This is a genomic window from Pseudobacter ginsenosidimutans, assembly GCF_007970185.1.
Classification (GTDB): domain Bacteria; phylum Bacteroidota; class Bacteroidia; order Chitinophagales; family Chitinophagaceae; genus Pseudobacter; species Pseudobacter ginsenosidimutans.
The window spans coordinates 7,463,360-7,480,443 of the sequence record NZ_CP042431.1 but is presented as its reverse complement, the minus strand read 5'-3'; the positions used below and the strand labels follow the sequence as shown (position 1 = coordinate 7,480,443).

9 protein-coding genes are annotated in these 17,084 nt (G+C 48.5%); all 9 read right to left on the bottom strand.

What is annotated here, in order from left to right; genetic code table 11:
* Nucleotides 1–9 precede the first annotated feature (9 nt).
* The 9 genes from FSB84_RS29325 to FSB84_RS29285 all read right to left on the bottom strand — a co-directional run bounded on the left by FSB84_RS29325 (nucleotide 10) and on the right by FSB84_RS29285 (nucleotide 17,069).
* Nucleotides 10–1,404 carry a RagB/SusD family nutrient uptake outer membrane protein gene (locus tag FSB84_RS29325; protein ID WP_130544010.1) on the bottom strand — a complete coding sequence of 465 codons (1,395 nt, stop codon included), beginning with the start codon at nucleotides 1,402–1,404 and terminating at the stop codon, nucleotides 10–12.
* Between the two features lie 9 nt (nucleotides 1,405–1,413).
* The gene (locus tag FSB84_RS29320; RefSeq protein WP_130544009.1) at nucleotides 1,414–4,899 is read right to left on the bottom strand and encodes a SusC/RagA family TonB-linked outer membrane protein; all 3,486 of its coding nucleotides are present in this window, start codon (nucleotides 4,897–4,899) and stop codon (nucleotides 1,414–1,416) included.
* Nucleotides 4,900–4,935: 36 nt separating this feature from the next.
* Nucleotides 4,936–6,141, bottom strand: coding sequence for a FecR family protein (locus FSB84_RS29315; protein ID WP_130544008.1), 1,206 nt, complete (start codon nucleotides 6,139–6,141; stop codon nucleotides 4,936–4,938).
* Nucleotides 6,142–6,215: 74 nt separating this feature from the next.
* Entirely contained in the window at nucleotides 6,216–6,803 is a 588-nt protein-coding gene (locus FSB84_RS29310; RefSeq protein ID WP_158644171.1) for an RNA polymerase sigma factor, read from the bottom strand.
* A gap of 92 nt (nucleotides 6,804–6,895) precedes the next feature.
* Entirely contained in the window at nucleotides 6,896–9,310 is a 2,415-nt protein-coding gene (locus tag FSB84_RS29305; protein ID WP_130544006.1) for a sugar-binding domain-containing protein, read from the bottom strand.
* A gap of 111 nt (nucleotides 9,311–9,421) precedes the next feature.
* Nucleotides 9,422–10,846 (bottom strand): cellulase family glycosylhydrolase, encoded by a 1,425-nt coding sequence (locus tag FSB84_RS29300; protein ID WP_130544005.1) that lies wholly within the window; start codon nucleotides 10,844–10,846, stop codon nucleotides 9,422–9,424.
* 70 nt (nucleotides 10,847–10,916) lie between these two features.
* Complete coding sequence (locus tag FSB84_RS29295) at nucleotides 10,917–12,341, bottom strand: hypothetical protein (RefSeq protein WP_130544004.1); 1,425 nt, start codon at nucleotides 12,339–12,341, stop codon at nucleotides 10,917–10,919.
* Nucleotides 12,342–12,375: 34 nt separating this feature from the next.
* Nucleotides 12,376–13,965: a RagB/SusD family nutrient uptake outer membrane protein gene (locus FSB84_RS29290; protein ID WP_130544003.1), complete on the bottom strand. Its 1,590-nt coding sequence runs from the start codon at nucleotides 13,963–13,965 to the stop codon at nucleotides 12,376–12,378.
* Nucleotides 13,966–13,982: 17 nt separating this feature from the next.
* Nucleotides 13,983–17,069, bottom strand: a complete 3,087-nt coding sequence (locus FSB84_RS29285) for a SusC/RagA family TonB-linked outer membrane protein (RefSeq protein ID WP_207234341.1) — start codon at nucleotides 17,067–17,069, stop codon at nucleotides 13,983–13,985.
* Nucleotides 17,070–17,084: the final 15 nt, after the last annotated feature.

The window sequence follows — 17,084 nt, the reverse complement described above, 5'->3', positions numbered from 1 at the left end:
CTTTTTGATTTATCGCGGGTTCTGAGTTATTTCCGGATTGAGGGCGATGTATTTCCTCCCGATAGGCAGCACCGTTCTGGCGCCGGATGGGGGAAGGGTATAGGTATTGTTATTCAGTTTGTGTATGACCGTTATATTGCTGTTATCGTAAGTATTGTATCGTTTTATATCGAACCAGCGGGATCCCAGGAAGGCCAGTTCCCTTCTTCTTTCCTCCTTCACCAGGTTCAGCGCTTCTGCAGGAGTAGCTGCGGATAGCTGGTAACTGCTGCCGGTTTTGTACCGGGAACTTCTCAGCGTGTTGAGGTCGTTGAGGGCATCATTGATTTGACCAGCGCGGGCATAGGTTTCTGCTCGTACCAAATACATCTCCGCAGTGGAAGGCCCTTTGGTTGGAGTTCTTCCGGACCAGTCGGAATTAATATAGCCAAAGCTCAAACCGAAGATGGCATCGCTGGCAAATCTTCCGGTGCCCCTGAGATCATGTTGCAGGTCGTACAATTTCATGAGGTTACTGTCTGCATAAAAGAGGGATGAAGCACTGGTCACGGATTTGTACAAAAGCACTTCCTTGTTCTGTAGTCCCTGCGGAAGTGCAAGCGTTCCGGGAAAATTAGCGGAGGGGGGAAGTGTATTGTAATCGATAAGTTCATCATAGAGTTTGAGTGAAGCGTCTGCATATTTAAATGCCTCGGGCATATTGTTCATGTAGAGATAGGTTCTTGCCAACAGAGCATTGGTAGCGGCTTCCACGGGCCTGTAGTTGAGGGTGATGGAAGGCGCTTCAGGCAGGTGACCAAGCGCCTGTTTCAGGTCGTCGATGATCAGGTCATACACTTCCTGCACGCTGGCCCTGTTGAGCTTTTCTTCGAAGTCCAGTCCTTTGCGCAGCGGTACGCCGGCATCGGTGGATGCTGTTGCTGCAACATAATGTTTCGCATAGAGGTTTACGAGAGTCAAATAAGCGTAAGCTCTGTGTACCCTTGCTTCCGCCATCAGTTGCGCTTTTTCCGGTTCTGTTCCGTTCTTTGAATCCATTACCTGTAAGATCACCAGGTTGGTTACATAGATCTGGTTGTACAAAGCTTCCCAGTCAGGATCTGATTCAAAATCCTGGTAAAAATGTTCTGCAAAACTGAGCACATTCTGATCAGCGGGGCCATAGAAATTGGCAGAGAAAGGCGTCACCTGCAAATCGTCGCTCATGAGCAGGTCGTTGCTGAAACTTCTCACGAAGCCGGATGATTTGCCGGCGGAATTCACCTGGTCCAGCAGCAAACGATAGTCTGCGGTCTTTTCAGGAATGATCTTTCCTTTCGGAACTATGTCGAGGTATTTCTTGCAGGATGCAGACCCCATGGCCATTGCGGCCAGTACTAGAAAGATATATTGTATGCGTTGCATAAGATTCAATTAAAAGTTTGCTCTGATGATCAATGAGAGTTCAGGACGGGGAGGCAGGGAAAGAGAATTGGAAAAGGGCACAAATTGCTGGAATTCGGGATCGAGATCGGCCTTGTTAAAATTCAATGATGCGAGATTCCTTGCCTGCAATCCGATCACGATATTGGCATCGGGATAGCGCGCTGAAATTTTTGCCGGCAGCGTATAATTGATCAGCAGCTCCCTGAAACGGATGATGGAAGCCGTTTCCACATTGATATCAGCGTACTGGTAATATTTGTCGTACACATTCAGACCTGTGATACTGGTGGGAGCAGCGGGAACATTGGTAAGGTTCTCATCACCCTGTTTCTGCCATCTCGCATCCCATTCTTTGCGAACGGGCACAGCTCCGGAGAACAACGACTGGTACTGTATCACAGGCACTCTGAAATAATGCCCGAATTTGAAAGTGAAATTGGTAGTTACGGAAAAACGTTTGTAACTGAATTCATTTATCCATGCACCATAGTGAGGTGGAACGCTGGAACCTTCATACATGAGGGCTGCAGGATCAGCCAGATCAGTTTTGAAATCGATGATCTCACCTTTTTCATTGTAGACCCTTGGAACGCCTGCATCGGAAAGGCCGGCCCAGCGATAACTGTAGAGATAATCAAGCGGCTTGTCTTTCTGTGCTATCACGCTCAGGTAGGAGCCAACAGTTTTTTGCGGGAAGTCCACTTTGGTTACTTTATTCCTGTTGTAGCTGTAATTCAGGGTGGTGATCCATCTTAATTCCCTGTTTAGTACTGCGCCTGACAGGCGAATGTCAACGCCACGGTTGTTGAGACTTGCATAGTTGATATAAGCGCTGTTGAATCCGTAAGTGCCATTCACGGTAGCATCGCCCAGCAGGTCTTCACTCTGCCTGTTGTAATATTCAATCGAGCCACGGATGCGGCTTTTGAGCAAACTGAAATCGATACCGAAATTGGTAACAGTCGTTTTCTCCCAGCGCAGCAATGGATTGGCGGGATTGGCTACGTATGCGTAAGGGCGATTGGTTTGCTGATCGGTGGAAACATTGGCGATCAGGAACGGACTGGTGCTTCTGTCCACATTTCCATTAATGCCATAAGTGGCGCGCAGTACCAGTGAATTGATCACAGGTACATCAAAGAAATGTTCCTTGTGCAATTGCCATCCTGCACCGGCAGACCAGAGCCATACATTGCGGTATTCTTTGCTGGAGCCGAAGAGATTGGTTTTGTCAAGGCGGGCGCTGGCATTCAATGTATACCTGTCGTTGAAAGTGTAGCCTGCATTACTGAAAAAAGATACAAATCGATTTCTGTTATCGATAAATCTTGTTTCGTCGGGGATTAGTTTGGTGGCGCCGAGCACATCGGTATAGTTGGTAGTGTAGCTCACTCTGGCAAACTGAAGACTCTGCGGATCATAACCGTACTTGGTTTGGGTGGATGATTTGTCGCCCAATTCCCTGATCTCCATGCCTGCGATGGCAGTGAGATAATGATTGGGTGATTTACCCAGCCTGCGATCGAATTTCAGCTGGCCGCGGAAAGTGTGTGAATAGAAATTATTGTTGTTCTCGCGGTAGATACTGCCTTTGGGAATTCCTGAAACCGGGAGATTGTTCCTGATGGAAGTAGAGAAATTCACGGTGTTGCGGGTGAACCAGGTTTCTTCATTGTACAGGTTGGTGATGCTGGTATTGCCTGATTCATACTGGTAACCTGCGTGGGCAACAATGCCATCCATGATCCTGTAGTTCAGGGCAACGATCCCTGTAACATTATTGGTAAGGGTCTTATTGGCTTTATTCCTGAATTCCTGCAGAAGATTGTAATTCCAGTTGTACGGATATCCTGTTGCCACCAATGCGTCTTTATCGGCCTGGTAGAAGGTATTTGGTTGCGGAATGCAGGAGCCATCATCGCCCATGATCCTTTGATAGGGCAGGAGGTTGCGCAGATCATCGTAACTCATTCCATTATTGCTGGAATTATTTCTGACATAATTCAATCCCAGTTCTGCACGCAGGGAGGGATGCAGCTCAACTGTTTCGAAGAGGTCTGCCACAAAACGGTTGGCGATATTCTGTTTGAATTCTGTTCCTGTTTTATCGTAGCTGAATGAAGCGCGGTGTGATGTTTTTTCTCCTCTTCCTGATAATGCCAGTGCGTATTGCTGTCTGGTGGCGGGATGCATGAAGAGATCTTTAAACTCGTCATAAGCGTTGTTGCCCTTCAATGATTCCACCAGCTGTGCAACTGAAGAAGGATTGTTGAGATAAGCGTCCACTACAGGAGAAATGGCAGGTCTGGGTTTTCCGGAAAAGAAAGTGAGATTATTGTCCACCCTGAATTTTTCGAAATCCATAAAGGAGGATGATGAAGCGAAGGGCAGTTCTGAAAAATCGGGAACAGGTGTAATGGAAAAAGTGGAAGTGAAATTGACATCGAGCGGCTTTCTGCTGGATTGTCCTCTTTTCGTCTGGATCACAATCACTCCGTTGGCGGCTCTCACGCCCCAGATGGAAGCTGCGGAAGCATCTTTCAATACGGAAATACTTTCAACATCATTGGCATTGATGGTTTGAACGGAACGTTCGATAGGAAATCCATCTACAACAATCAGGGGATCCCTGTTGGCATTCACCATGGTGCTTTGTCCGCGGATGGTGATCCTGCCGTCGGAGGCGGTGAGCAGTCCTGGTACCTGTCCTTCCAGATAGCTTAGGATATTGAGGTTGCTTCTTTTTTCAATGGCTGCCTGGTTCATCACTCCGAAAGAACCAGTTGCTCTTTCGCGCGGGAGCCGTTGGTAACCGGTGCTCACTACCACCTCGTCTTCCAGTTTCCTGGCGGGTTTCAGCAGAATGGAGAGCGGCTGCATTTCATTTCTTACTGTTACAGTAGTGGTTTCAAATCCAACATAGGAAATGATCAGGGTTTCGCCTGTTGCGGCTTCGAGGCTGAACAGGCCCTGCTGATCACTGGTGGTGCTATTGTTCTTTCCCCTGATTGAAATGGTGGCGCCCTGCAACGGATGGCCTGCTGTATCGGTGATACGACCGGTTACAACTATCGCTGCCTGTGTAAGAGAGCGGTCAGGCGTAGGCGTTGGCCGGCGTGTTACTACTATGTTCTTGTTCCTGATCTCCCAGGTAACGGGCTGGTCTTTGAACAGCTGGTTCAGGAAAGCTTCCAGCGGCATGTTGCGGCTTTGAATGGTAACGGGTTTAGCGTCTTTGAGGTCCGAGGCGCGGAAAAAGAATTCATAGCCTGTTTGTTTTCTCACTGCCTCAAGCGCCTGTTCAATACTGGCGTTCTTTGCAGTGTAAGTAACGGTTTGCGCCCATCCTTTGGCAGTAGCCTGAGAGATGGTGATGAGCAGGAAAAAGATCATGCACTTCATAAGCAATAGTGGTTTGGTTCTTTGCAGGCGGGCATAGAAAGCCTTCCCTGCAACATAAGCAGTTGGTTGCATAGTTGGTTTAGCGTTTAGTAACAGGATTGTTCCGAATTAATAGAGGATAAGTTTTCTTCCTTCCAGCCTGTATTTCACATCCATATTGCCCAGGATGCCCAATACCTGCGTGAGGTTAAGGTCCCTGGTAAGTCTGCCTCTGAAGGTTTCTTTTGAAACCAGGCCGGTGAATTCCACTTTTATATCATACCATCTTTCCAGTTGCCTCATGACGGCAGGAAGATCGAGGCCATTGAAATCGAATTTTCCATTTTTCCATGCGATTGCTCTTTCAAGGTCTGTTGTTGGCGCGATGCTGATTGCGTTGTTGTTCAATTGCAGGGATTGCTGTCCTGGTTTCAGTATTAGTTTCTGCTGATCCGATTGCACCTGTACAGAGCCCGACAAAAGAGTGGTGGTAAGCAAACTTTCATTGTCATAGGCATTCACGTTGAATGCAGTGCCCAATACAGTGATGGTGCTCCGGTTGTTCACGTTCACAAGGAAAGGTTTGGAAGGATCTTTGGCAGTTTCGAAATAGGCTTCTCCGGTGATAGTTACTTTTCTTTCCTGTTCATTGAATGCTACAGGATAGGTGATGCTGGATTCGGCATTCAGCCAAACCCTGGTGCCATCGGGAAGCGTGAGCTGGTATTGTCCGCCTGTTGGTGTGCGCATGGTGTTGTTCATGACTGCACCTGATGCGCTGCCGCTATGGTAACGGATAGCTCCATTGCTGGTTTTTTCAATAGTGGTATTGCCCTGCTGCGCGATGGCGCCATTGGCGCTGCTGTCCAAAATAATAGTGGTGCCATCTGCGAGTGTAAGTACTGCTTTGTTGCCACCGGGTTGTATCATCTGTTGGTCCTGTACAACGATGCCTTCATTATCCTGTTTTGATGATTTCGATGCAAACCAGATCCAGCCTGCTACTCCGGCGATGAGTACAACAGCGGCCGCATACTTTACAAATCCCCTGCGGAGGAAATGAATGCGATGCACTACCGGAACCTGTACTGTTTTTTCATCCTGCAATTCAGGAATGGCAGTCTGCAGCCTGGTTAAGATATTGCTGTTGGATCGCTGCAATAATCTCAGATCGTTTTCCAGTTGTTCCGGATCGGCAATACGCTGCATCAATGAGCGGTTTGCAGGTTCTGCGTTGGCCCATTTTTCCAGTATTCGATTTTCATCTTCACTGAGTGACCCATCGATGTATTTGCGCAGGAGCGGTTTGATCCTGTCCAGTGTAATTCTGTCCATCAGTATTATTGAACGATCAGCAATTTGATTTGTACTGTCCGTTCTGAAAAAAAAATCCGGTTGAAGGAGAAGGCTTAGTCTCTTAGTTTCAGCATCAGGAGAAGGATGGGGAGTAAATGGTCTTTGTCGAGCAATTTCAGTCTGAGTGTTTTCAGGGCAGTGGCCAGGTGGTTCCTGACGGACTGGTGGCGGATACCGAGTTGGCCGGCGATCTCTTCATTCTTCAATCCATCAATGTAACGGAGGCGGAATACTTCCCTGCTTTTTTCGGGGAGTTGTTCAACTGCGGTGTGAATTTCCTGCAGCAGTTCGCCGAGCAGGTCTTCATGGTACCATTCTTTGTCTGCCTGGCCTGCTATTTCATTGAGTGAGTGTTGAACAATTTTGCGGTGTTTCAGCAGGTCAAGGCAGGCATTGCGTGTGGCAATTCTCATCCAGTTCACAGCTGCGCCTGCTGAATTGAATTGTGCACGGGCATTCCAGAGTTTCATGAAACTATCCGTTACGATGTCTTCCGCTTCCTGTTGGTTCTGCAATAAAGCATAGGCCTGGAAGAAGAGACCCGGCTGGTACCGCTGGTACAATTCCCGGAAGGTATTGCTGTTGATAATGCTTACCGTATCCGGGGCAGATGGGTTGTTATGATGAACTGTTGCTGTCAATCGCAGGTTTGTACCTGCAATATAAAGATGTTGGGCGAATTTCGGAGTGTGGCAGCCGCTCGCCGGGCGGCAAGTGGCCTGCCACAACCTGATTATTTTGCGTTGATAGTAATATTGGCAGCTTTCACTCCATCTGCTGTTGCAGTAACAGTGATCGTGCCTGGTTTGCGTGAAGATTGTACAATCACCAGCGCCATGCCTGCCATCAATTTTCGCTGGCTGGCTTTGAAGGAATCATGACTTACCGGATCGCCATTGTCCACGCCTGCAATGGTGCCTGGTCCGGAAATGGAAAACTGTACAAGATGTTTCGCATCGGGGATCAGTACGCCTTTCTTATCAAATAGTTTTACGGTGATAAAGCTGAGGTCTTTGCCATCGGCCGTGATCAGCTGCCTGTCTGCCGTTAATTGCAGGGATGCGGGAGCCGCGGCGGTCTTGATCTCTTTTACCAGCACTGTTTGTCCATTTTTTTTCGATACAGCTTTTACTGTTCCTTCTACAAATGGAACGCGCCAATTCACGTGCATTTTTCCATTTTCTTTTGTTCGGATACCCAATGATCTGCCGTTTAGGAAGAGCTCCACTTCATCAGCATTGTTGTAATAAGCTACAACATCTACGGTGTCTCCGCTCTTCCAGTTCCAATGAGGATAGATATGCAGCACGGGTGTATTGGTCCATGCACTTTGATAGAGATAATACACGTCCTTGGGAAAGCCCGCCAGATCGATGATACCGAAGTAGGAGCTGCGGCTGGGCCATGTGTAGGGGGTAGGCTCTCCGAGATAATCGAAGCCTGTCCAGATATACATGCCTGAAATGAAATCATTGTTCTCCAGCAGCGTGAGTGATTCTTCGTGTGTACTTCCCCAGGGAGCGCTGACATGATCATAGGCTGAGACAGTATGATCGGCATTGCCGTCCAACAAAGGTTTGTCCCAGCGTGATGGCCAGCGGCGAATGGTGTGGAAGGGAACCTTATCGTAATGGCCGCGTGTAGCGAGGGCAGAAGTGCTTTCTGTGACGATGAATTTTTTGCCTGGCCATGTGGTACGAAAATCCTTCCATTGCGCCTGCTGATAATTGTAGCCTACCACATCCGACATTCCTGACCGGATGAGGTTATTGTTGAGGCCCGGCTCATTGTTGCCGGCAATCACGATGCGGGTGGAATCGAGTGCGCGTACGATGCTGCTCAACTCCAACGCCATGGCCATGCCGGTACTATCGCCCCATTGTTCAATGATCTCGTTACCGATGCTCCAGAAGAAAACGGAAGGATGATTTCTGTCGCGGAGAATATGATCGCGGAGATCGCGCTGATGCTCATCATCCCAGTAGATCGAGTAGTCGTATGTTGTTTTGCTTTTTCTCCACATATCGAAGGTTTCGTCCACTACAATGAAACCCATTTTATCGCAGAGGTCCAGCAGTTCGGGAGCGGGAGGATTGTGCGAAGTTCGGATACCATTGCATCCCATGGCTTTCAGTATTTCCAGTTGCCTTTGGATGGCGCGGGTATTCACGGCTGTTCCGAGCGCACCGAGATCATGGTGATTACACACGCCGCGGATCTTCAGGTGTTCTCCGTTCAGGAAAAATCCTTTGTCGATATCCATGCTGAAACTGCGGATGCCGTGGGTAGTGGAGTATTTGTCGAGTTCTGTATTGCCATCTTTCAATATTGATTCGATGGTGTAGAGGTAAGGATCATTCACAGACCATCGTTGTGGATTGTTGATGCTGATGGTCTGTTCCACCGGCACTGCCGTGCCATGCACAGCTGTTAATTCCTTTGTGCCGGAAGCAATTTTATTTCTGTTTCGGTCATAGATGGTAGTGACGAGTTGCAATTTCCGGTTCCGGGCTTCATTGTTCCTTATTTTTGTTTCGATATGGATATCGGCAGATGAGGAACTGATATGATTGCTTCTTACAAATGTTCCCCAGTGATCGATATGTGTGGAAGCGAGGGTTGTCAGCCATACATGACGGTAGATGCCTGAACCGGAATACCATCTTGAATTCGGCTGTAATGAGTTGTCCACTTTTACAACAATCACATTCGGTTTACCGGAATGCAGGTATTGTGTGAGATCGTACTGAAAAGAGATATAGCCGTGAGCGCGTTTGCCGAGATACTGTCCATTGATCCAGACCTCGCTGTTACAATAGATGCCATCGAATTCGATATAGATTCTTTTGTCTTCTGCAGATGCAGTAACGGTGAATGTTTTCCGGTACCAGCCAATGCCGCCTGGCAATGCGCCGCCATTGTGCGTGGCAGGATGGTCATTACTGAAACTGCCTTCAATGCTCCAGTCGTGTGGAAGTTGCAATGAACGCCAGTTATTGTCTGCAAGACCTGGATTCGCATAATTGTTGACGCTGTCCAGTTTGAATTTCCAGTCCTGATCGAAGTTCTCGCGGGTTAGATGCTGAGCGCGTGTTTGGGCAACAAATAGAAAAACAGACAACAGGATGTACAGAGCAGTTGGTTTCATGCATTCTCTTTTTTCAATATTGTATCAATGGATTTAGGTACAATGCCTCATTCTGACAGGCAGACCAAACTGCCGTAGACTGCCGAATCAACCTGAGACATTGCACGTAAATTAATTATTTGAAGTGATCACACTAATAATATCTGCGTAATATTTTTCACCTGTGTTCCTGTTGAAGAGCGCCATGCTCTTGTCGCCGGGAAAGCCATTGTCCCAGTACATCGGCACCAGTCCATGTGATTTGATGGACTGTGTTACATATTGCAGATAGTACAGGCGGTATTTTGCATGATCTGCATTAGCTTCCGGACTGCCGAGGCTGGTTCGTGCGATGGCGCCGTATTCGCCGAGGATCACAGGAATTCCTTTGTCGATGAATTTTGTTTTCATTTGCCGGAACTGATCATCGGCCCAGGTTTCATTTGCCCAGGTCTCGGTTTTGGCGGGATCGGTGGCATCCTTTCCCCATTGTGTGATATTGCTGTTCTCATTCAGCGTGAAATTGAAGGGATCGTAGTAATGCACTTCCACCATTATCCTATTGGCGCGCGGATCGGTTGGCAGTTGAAAGAAATTGATGGTATGACCGATATTGGTATTGAAACCCTGCACTACCAGGTTCCTGTGCGCATTGCGGCCACCGGTAGCGCGAACGGCGTTGATGAAGGTTTGATTGAAACTGTTCTGTGCATTGTAATATTCCGGAGTAGGTGTACCATAATCGCCATCCGCCATCACTTCATTGGTGCCTGCAAAAATGAGATGATCATTGTAATTGCGGAATCTTTTCGCAATCTGTTTCCACATTATTTTGAGCCGGTTGTTCACGTAATCTTTTTTTGCATTGGTGGGTTGCATCCAGCCGCCATCCCAATGGATATTCATCAGCACATACATATCACGCCTCAATGCATAATTCACCACTTCTTCCACGCGACGCATCCAGTTGGTGTCGATGGTGAATGCATCGGCATCACTGAATTTGCTCCAGGCAACGGGCAGACGGATGGATTTGAAACCTGCTTTTTTCACAGAGTCGATCAGTCTTTGGGAAATAAGCGGATTACCCCAGGCAGTTTCACCACCGGTTGCGTCCAGCGAGTTGCCGATATTCCAACCTGGTACCATTTCCTGGGCCAGTGTTTGCGGGGTGATATCGCGCATGCCACTCGCGTCCGGTGGAATACTGTCGGGCACTACGCCTCCATTGGGATCTACAGGTTCGGCGCCTGCCTGTACCACCATGAACTCTTTTCGATTACTGCCTGCCGTTATAGTAATGGCTGTTTTCCTTTCCGCGGTGGTGATATTCGGTTGTACCAGCACGGTGAACTTACCGTTGCCGGCAGTGGTGAGGCACCATGCAGAAGTATCAGATGCAGCAAAACTGCCGCTGGTGGTAACGGTAATATCTTTACTGCCACCGGCTGCAGGAAAGTTTTCAATAAGCGATCCCAGCTCGAGCGATGGCGCCGATGATTTTTTGCTGCATCCATCCAGGAACAGCATGAGTATAAATAGAAAGGCTATGCGCATTATTTCATTTTTATCCACAGGAAAAAGCAACGCCCCGCCTTTTTACGAACGGAGCGTTTATACCTGCCTGCTATGGTATTACATAATGGAAAGAAAGCCATTCGTCTTTTGTTGCATCATAGGAAGTTCCAAACCAGATACCAGATGTGCGATAACTAAGCGGGAAAGCCTTCACTACTTTCAGTACGTTGTTTGTCGGGCTCATCCAGCTATCGGGATTCAGTAAAAGTGTATTACCGGAAAGTGTGATCTCATTGGTGGCTTCATTGATGCTGAAGGTACCGTTGGTAGTGGCGCCGTTTTGATAACGTGTGTAATGATTGCCTCCTATATTGTCGAAGCGGATCCAGGCATTGCTGACAGCGGCCGTCCAGCCTGCATTCCAGCCCCAGTTGTCAGATGAAGCCGGGCCGGTTGTCCACCCTATGCCTTTCGCGATCCAGTCAACGGGGTTGCCTGTTGCATCCAGTTGCCAGAACCTGCCGGAGCTGGTTCCGCCGGTGAGCATGGTCATCAGTTCACCGGGCGCGAATACAGGATTGTATCCTGAATCGGGTTTGGGTTCTTCGGTGGGTGGCGGCGTCCAGTTATCGCTGTAGGTCTTTGACATGAAGTTGAGCACCTGGTATTCATCTTTCGATTTATTCTTTGCAGCCAGCTGCATGAAATCTTCTGTAAGGGACAGTATCTTCCAGCTGTTCAAGCCAACAAGATCGTTGGGAGAATAGCTCACAAATAACGGCGTGGCACTGGTTGTGGTAAGTGTGAGGGTATTAATATCGAGGAAGTAGGTGCCGGATTCTGTATTGTAGCCGGCAACGCCTTTGTGATCGGTGGTGAGGAATGGACCGCCTTTGAGGCTGAAGGTCATATGCCCGTAATCGCGTTTCTCTGCTGCCCAGGTATCGCTGGTGTAATTAGGGTCATAGGTCCAGCAATTGGGACCATCGGGTTTGGTGCAGACCTTGCCCCAGAATACAGTTTGGCCATCATCACTTTTTGTGCCGTAAGCATTGTCCATGCCCGCGAAATAGATCGGGCTTGTATATTTTTTCTTATCGCCATTGGCATTCGCATCCAGCACCCATGTTTTTTCATTGCCTGGCCCGCCTGCCAAAAGTATCCAGAGCGGATCGTTCACGTAGTTCAGGTTGTCCTGCGTTACCTTGATGGTCACTGAAGGTTTTTCAACGATGCCACCACCGGTGGCTGCGGAGAACCTGATCACGTAATCGCCTTTGAATGCGAAGCGGACAGTATCGATCTGACGGATGGATTTACCGGTGCCATAATCCCACATGGGTACAGTGCCGGGCGTTTGATTGATGAGATAAACGGTATTACCACCGGGATCTTTATTGAAGTCCTGTACTATATCGAATTTTATCAGATCAGTAGCGAGCGGATCGCCCAGTGAGTGATCTGGTTTCTTACATGCATTCACCAGGAGCAATCCCGCCAGCATGGTCCAGATAAAAATAATATTTCGTTTCATACAACTCAGTTTAAGATTGAAGTGAACAGAATGCTTACCATCCATTGTTTTGTTTCAGCACACCATTGCTCAGTGTGATCTGTGTGTAAGGGATCTGCACCAGTCCTTTCGTTTCATTGATCTTTGCAGCAGTAATTGTTTTGGTAGTGCTGACGCCGCCATTCTGCACGGTTGATACTTCCGCGATGGTATTGGCAGCGGTGGCAACGCCCTGCCGGAGCAGATCATAGAAACGATGGCCTTCGAGTGCGAATTCCAGTCTTCTTTCTTTCTGGATATTTTCCAGGCTGGCAGGAATGGAACTGAATGCATTCTTAAAAGCCCTTCTTCTAACATCATCGAAATAATCCTGTGCACTGGCAGCTCCAAGCTCGGCAGCCATCAGCAATACATCTGCATAACGGATGCTCACATAATCCTGGAACTGACCCACCATGAAATTGGCGCCACCTTTGTTCACGGCGATGCTGTTACCATCCTCATCACAAGTGGGCGTATATTTCTTCACATAGTAACCTGTGTACTCACGCTGATTTCCTTTCATCTTGAAATCAATCTCTTCATCAACGATGGAAATGATACTGGCTTCTCTTCTTGTATCAGTTGCCTGGTATGCATTCCAGAGTTTCGGGTTGACAGTGCCGCCACCCCAGCCATTACCGTAGGGAGTGGAGAACTGATCACGGAGGCCGTACATCACCAGCCAGTGGTTGCCATCGGTATTGCCATCGTAATCGCTGGTGAAAGTGTATTTGATTGCGAAGACAGTTTCTTTATTGTCTTCTCCTGCATATGTGGTTACGGAAGCTGCGGGCCAGAGATCAGCGAAATTGCTTACCAGCCCAAATCCTCCGTTGTTGATCACATCCACGAGCCAGGTAGTGGCTTCTGCTTTGGTAACCACTCCTGCGAGATCAGTTTTACCATAATAGCCAGTGTAAAAAAGGAAAACTCTTCCGATCAGGGCTTCGGCAGCCCATTTGGTAACGCGGCCATAAGTAGCAGGCGACTGTGATGTGTATTTGGTTGCGGGAAGATTCTGTGCAGCAAATTCCAGGTCTTCCGCAATTTGTTTGTAGATATCATCAGGACTTGCCTGCGGCACATTTTCGTTTGTTGGTACCGTTATGAGCGGAACGCTGCCCCACAGGCGAGTCATATCGAAATATAGATAAGCGCGGAGGAACCTGGCTTCGGATTCGTATACAGGCCGGAGTGATTCGGAGTTTGCCCAATCGATCTGATCCATTTTGCTCAGCAGCATATTGCAGCGGTAGAGCGCATGATAGTAATTGATCCAGTTGGGATTAAAAAGATTCTGATCGGCAGGGGAGCGGAGTTTATCAAATTCGTCCATCATCTGGTAACCGAATCCGTCTGAGTTTCCGGTGCCGCCGAAAGTATTGTCGGCCATTACTTCTGCGGCCACTGGTAAAGCGATGCCATCTTTCCAAACCTGTTGTAAGCCGTCGTAGCAGCCTACCAGCGCTTTGTAAGCGTCTTCAGGAGTCTTGTAATAATTCTGCTCGGTAACGGAAGTAACATCTTCCACTTCGAGGAATGTTTTGGTGCAGCCTGAAAGTATCAGCACCAACAGCAATGTATAGAGTTGAATCTTTTTCATAATTGAAACAGTTGAGCTTAGAACTTAAAGTTTGCACCGATCATCAATATCCGGGGTCTGGGATAATAACCCAGATCAACACCCGAAGAGAACCCTTCTCCGTAACCGATCTCGGGGTCCATGCCTTCATATTTGGTAAAGGTGATGGCATTGAGTGCGGCTGCGTAGATGCGCAGTTTGCTGAGGAAGGATTTTTTAGCGATGCGGGCGAAATCGTATCCGACAGAGATGTTGCTGATGCGGAGGAAATCGCCATCATGGATATAGAGATCGGAGAACTGTGTCCAGTTCCTGTTGTCTTCTGTAACGCGTGGTATCCTGTTGGAAGAGCCGGGCCCATGCCAGCGATCAAGAATGGCAGTGGAGTAATTGGCTTTGGCATCCGATTGATTGCGCCATGACTGTACCAGCTGATTGCCGGCTACGCCATTGGCCTGTATGATCAGATCGAATCCCTTGTATTCCGCTGTGATACCGAAACCATAGGTGAGGTCCGGGTTTGGATCGCCGATCATACTGCGGTCGTTCTCATTGATCACGCCATCATTGTTGATATCAACATAACGCACATCGCCGGGCTGTGCATTGGGCTGGATCATTGTTCCGTTTTTATTGTGTGCGGCCAGCTCTGCTTCGGACTGGAAAATGCCATTCGTTTTCAATCCCCAGAAAACGCCTACGGGATAGCCATCCTGTGCGCGGTAGAATTCAAGGGAGTTTGCATACAGCGTATTGGTATTGCCGTGAACGATACCATCCTGTGTGGGGATCTTACCGATCTTGTTCTTGTTGTATGCTCCGTTCAGATTGAGAGTATAACTAAGTTCCCCAACTTTGCCGCGCCAGTTGAGTCCCAACTCCACGCCGGTATTGCGAACAGTACCTCCATTGATCACGGGTGCTTCTGCGCCGGCAGTGGCCAGCACCGGAGCCCTGATGAGCCAGTCGCGCGTATCCTTGATGTAAAAATCGAAATTGATATTGAGGTTTTTCATCACAGTGGCATCGATACCCACATTGGTCTGTTCACCGGTTTCCCAGTGTATGGCGGGATTGGATAACCGTCCCGGGTAAGCGCCGGGCGTATTGATGCCTTCCACATTTCCGAAAATATAATTGGTATTGGCAAAGATGATAGGAGTAACATACTGGTTGCCATCAACGGCCTGGTTACCTACCTGTCCCCAGCTGGCGCGGAGTTTCAGGAAATTGAGCCATGAAGATGATTGCAGAAAACTTTCATTGCTGGCGATCCAGCCTGCAGAGAAAGATGGGAAATAACCCCATCGATGTCCATCTGCAAATTTGGAAGAAGCATCAGCGCGAATGGTAGCGTTGAAGAGAAATTTCTCATTGAAATTGTATTGCAATCTACCATAGTAAGAGAGCAGCGCTTCTTCATAGGGTGCGCCATTGAGCGAGATATTGGCGCCATCGGTATTGGTGGCATTGGTGAGCCAGGCATACCGGAGATCAGCCAGGATCAGGTCGCGGTTCTGACCGTACATGCCGGCATTCTGTGTTTTGATGGCAGAAGTGCCCACCATCGCTTCCACAAAATGTCCGCCTTTGATATTCCTGGAATAGTTGAGCTGGTTATCGAATTGCAGGGTTCTTCCGCGGCTCATGTTTTGTGCGGCGCGGGTAAAATCATTGAAGTTGTAAACTGAAAGTTTATAGATCGGACTGTATGATCTTCCTTCGTAAGCGGTGTAGTTGAGGCCAAGCGCGGATCTGTAACGAAGCCCTTTTATGGGCTCCACTACCAGGTATATATCACCGAAAACGCGCTGGTTATTGTTGCGGCGCTGGTTGGTGTAATGCATCAGCGCATAGGGATTGGCTTCGCCGTTGTTCCAGGTGGAATTGCTGTTGTCCCAGAATTTCCCGACAGAATCATACATCGGCACAAATGGACTAACACCAAATGCATTGCGCAGGGTATTGTTATAGATATTGCCCACACCGATACCAATGCTTTTCTCGTAATTGAAAGTCAGATGCTGTCCTATCCTGATGATCTTCTGGTAAAGGCTGTGCTCGGAATTCAGTCGCAGACTGTAGCGTTCGTAATTGGAAAGGCTTTTGCCTCCCACCATTCCTTCCTGTGCCGTATAACCGATGCTCATCGAGTATACGGAAGCGTTATTGCCTCCGGTAACACCCACCACATGGTTTTGCGTGGCGGCATCTTTCACAAACATTTCGTCCATCCAGTTGGTGTTCACGGGTAAGTTGCTGATCTGCTCCTGGGTGAAGTAAGGTTGTTTGCCGGAGTTCACTGCTGCTTCATTCATGATGGTAGCATATTCCTTTGCATTCAGGAGTTTGGCTTTGCGTTCAGGGTTCTGAATACCGAAGAATCCATCGTAGGTAACGGCGGGGCGCGGACTGTTCCTGCCGGATTTGGTGGTGATGAGAATAACGCCATTGGCGCCCTGTGAGCCGTAGATGGCGGCTGATGCAGCGTCTTTGAGCACATCGATACTTTCTATATCGGCGGGGTTGAGGTAAGAGATATCGCCGGTATTCACGCCGTCCACCACATAGAGCGGCCCGAAATTACCGATGGTTCCCTTACCGCGTATGATCACGTTCATGCCTGCGCCTGGTTGTCCTGATGTGCTGGTGATCTGCACGCCGGGTGCCTGTCCCTGCAATGCCTGCAAAGCATTGGTGGTGTTTTGTTTCTGGATGTCTGTACCTTTCACCTGCAGGTTGGCGCCGGTAACGAGTTTCTTTTTCTGCGTTCCATAACCGATCACTACGATATCGTCAAGCTGACTGATATTTTCCTCCAGCAATACTTCGTAGGAAGCGGCTTCAGTGATCTTTACTTCAACAGGACGATGCCCAACAAAGGAGATGGCCAGCAGATCGCCTGATCTGGCATCTACCGTGAATCGCCCGTCTGCATCGGTGAGAGTAGTGGTATTGGTCCCTTTGACGTTAACAGTAACGCCTTCAAGCGGAGTGGAATTGGTCTTCGACAGCACCCTTCCCTGGATGCGGGAGGTCTGGGCCTGTAGCGCTATACTGGTCAATAGGAAGACAAGCAGCATCCAGGCCGAGGATGCTCTCAGCAGTTTGTCAGATTTTTTCATATAGAAGCGGTTGGC

Coding starts and splice junctions, on each gene's coding strand:
- FSB84_RS29290 (WP_130544003.1), bottom strand. CDS start 13,965: ATGAAAAAGATTCAACTCTATACATTGCTGTTGGTGCTGATACTTTCA.
- FSB84_RS29300 (WP_130544005.1), bottom strand. CDS start 10,846: ATGCGCATAGCCTTTCTATTTATACTCATGCTGTTCCTGGATGGATGC.
- FSB84_RS29320 (WP_130544009.1), bottom strand. CDS start 4,899: ATGCAACCAACTGCTTATGTTGCAGGGAAGGCTTTCTATGCCCGCCTG.
- FSB84_RS29325 (WP_130544010.1), bottom strand. CDS start 1,404: ATGCAACGCATACAATATATCTTTCTAGTACTGGCCGCAATGGCCATG.
- FSB84_RS29285 (WP_207234341.1), bottom strand. CDS start 17,069: ATGAAAAAATCTGACAAACTGCTGAGAGCATCCTCGGCCTGGATGCTG.
- FSB84_RS29305 (WP_130544006.1), bottom strand. CDS start 9,310: ATGAAACCAACTGCTCTGTACATCCTGTTGTCTGTTTTTCTATTTGTT.
- FSB84_RS29315 (WP_130544008.1), bottom strand. CDS start 6,141: ATGGACAGAATTACACTGGACAGGATCAAACCGCTCCTGCGCAAATAC.
- FSB84_RS29295 (WP_130544004.1), bottom strand. CDS start 12,341: ATGAAACGAAATATTATTTTTATCTGGACCATGCTGGCGGGATTGCTC.